Consider the following 2,024-nt stretch of genomic DNA (forward strand, 5'->3'; position numbering starts at 1 on the left):
GGCATCTGGATCAATCCGGTACTTGTAGGTTACCGCCAGCATAAGTAGGTTTTACTACAGATTTCGCTCAGAGGTATGGCGGGGATCCCTGTATCCCGGTGCTCACCCTGCGGGTAGAGTGCAGGACTGATTGCCCCTGCACCTCCGTTGGTTAGCAGATGCGGGATCCTCACCAGTGCGCCGTTGGCCACAGTCTACGGCCCGCTTTGCGAATAGCCGTTTGGGCCATCCCAATCCCAAAGGATCCCATCTCTGCACCCCAAAGTTGCCAAAGTTGAATGAAGCTTATGATTCAAGCCGAGCCAAAAAGATTCGGCACAATGGGGAGAGCCATTTCACCAAGCTGTTGAGGACATCGCTATGGCCTACAAACTCTGGATCGACGGCCAATGGGTCGATAGCCAAGGGGGGGGCCTGATGACCATCGAGAACCCGGCCACCGGCGAGAAACTGGCAGAGGTGGTGGATGCCAGCCCTGCCGATGTGGATCGGGCGGTGCAGGCCGCCCAAACAGCCTTCTACGATGGCCGTTGGTCGAAACTCACCCCCGGCGAGCGCTCCCTGGCCCTCTGGAAATTGGCAGATCTGATCGAGGCTCGTGCCCCAGAACTGGCTCGTGTGGAATCGGAAAACACCGGCAAGCCCTACGAGTTCCTCAGCTTGGGGGGAGATCTGCCATTTGCGGTGGATAATCTGCGTTTCTTCGCCGCCGCCGCCCGCGACATCCATGGCTTTAGTGCTGGGGAATACGCCAAGGGCTACACCTCCCTCTTTCGCAAAGAGCCAGTGGGGGTGTGCGCGCAAATTACCCCTTGGAACTATCCGCTGATGATGGCCGTCTGGAAAATCGGCCCCGCCCTGGCCGCCGGCTGTACGGTGGTGCTCAAGCCCGCTCCTGCCACCCCCCTGACCACCCTGATGCTGGGGGAACTGATCGCCGAGGCTGGGATCCCGCCCGGGGTAGTCAATATCGTTACCGGAGGCAATGCCACCGGCCAAGCCCTGGTGGAGCACCCCCAGGTGCGCATGGTCAGCCTTACCGGCTCTACCGCCACCGGCAAGCAGGTGATGCGGACAGCAGCAGATACCCTGAAGCGGGTGCATTTGGAACTGGGGGGCAAAGCGCCGTTTATCGTCTTCGAGGATGCGGACGTAGAGACCGTTGCTGCCAAGGCCACATTTGCTGCCACCGTCAATACCGGCCAAGACTGTACGGCAGCCACCCGCGTCTATGTGCACGAGAGCAAGCTGGCGCAGGCGCAAGAGGCCATTGTAGAAGCCATGCGCAAAGTAACGGTGGGATCCCCTTTCGAGGCGGGAGTGGAGATGGGGCCTTTGGTCTCAGCAGCCCAGCGGGAGCGGGTGATGGGATTTGTGGAGCGGGCCAAAGCAGAGGGAGCCAAGGTGCTGACCGGCGGTCGGATCCCTTCCCAGCTTGCCCAGGGCTACTACTATGAACCCACGGTGATTGCCAATGTCGATCAAAAAGCGGAGATCGTACAGAGTGAGGTTTTTGGGCCGGTTCTCACGCTCGGCTCGTTTCGCGAAGAAGCGGAAGCGCTACGCTTGGGCAATGACGTCCTATACGGGCTGGCGGCTTCTGTGTGGACTCAAGACATCGGACGAGCGATGAGGTTGGCCGCCGATCTGGAGTTCGGCACCGTCTGGATCAACGACCATATTCCCATTGCCTCTGAGGCCCCCCATGGCGGCTTTAAGCAATCGGGATTTGGCAAAGATCTCTCGGCAGAAGCGGTGCGCGACTACCAAATCACCAAACACGTGATGATTGCAACCCGCTGAAGTGATGCCCATTTTGAACAGAAGATGACCACCAAACAGCGGCGGCTCACCAGGGGTATTCCCAGTCGCCGTAGGCCATTGGTGGCCTTGATTCCGACCTACCCCTTCCCCTTGGGAGAGGGCTTGGGGAACTGTCTGGAGCCGGTTTGGAACCTGATACATTCACGCTGAACTCTCCTGAACATGGTTCAGGAAAGAAGCGATCGCATCCTGCCTATCTC

Annotated in this window: 1 protein-coding gene; it reads left to right on the plus strand. The window is 59.2% G+C overall.

Going from position 1 to position 2,024, the window contains the following annotated elements; genetic code table 11:
* Positions 1-360 precede the first annotated feature (360 nt).
* Positions 361-1,803 carry a gamma-aminobutyraldehyde dehydrogenase gene (locus NW840_RS13620; protein WP_414344852.1) on the plus strand — a complete coding sequence of 481 codons (1,443 nt, stop codon included), beginning with the start codon at positions 361-363 and terminating at the stop codon, positions 1,801-1,803.
* The last annotated feature ends 221 nt before the right edge of the window (positions 1,804-2,024 follow it).

It is taken from the genome of Synechococcus sp. R5-13, assembly GCF_047462015.1.
Classification (GTDB): Bacteria; Cyanobacteriota; Cyanobacteriia; order Thermostichales; family Thermostichaceae; genus Thermostichus.

Coding starts and splice junctions, on each gene's coding strand:
- NW840_RS13620 (WP_414344852.1), top strand. CDS start 361: ATGGCCTACAAACTCTGGATCGACGGCCAATGGGTCGATAGCCAAGGG.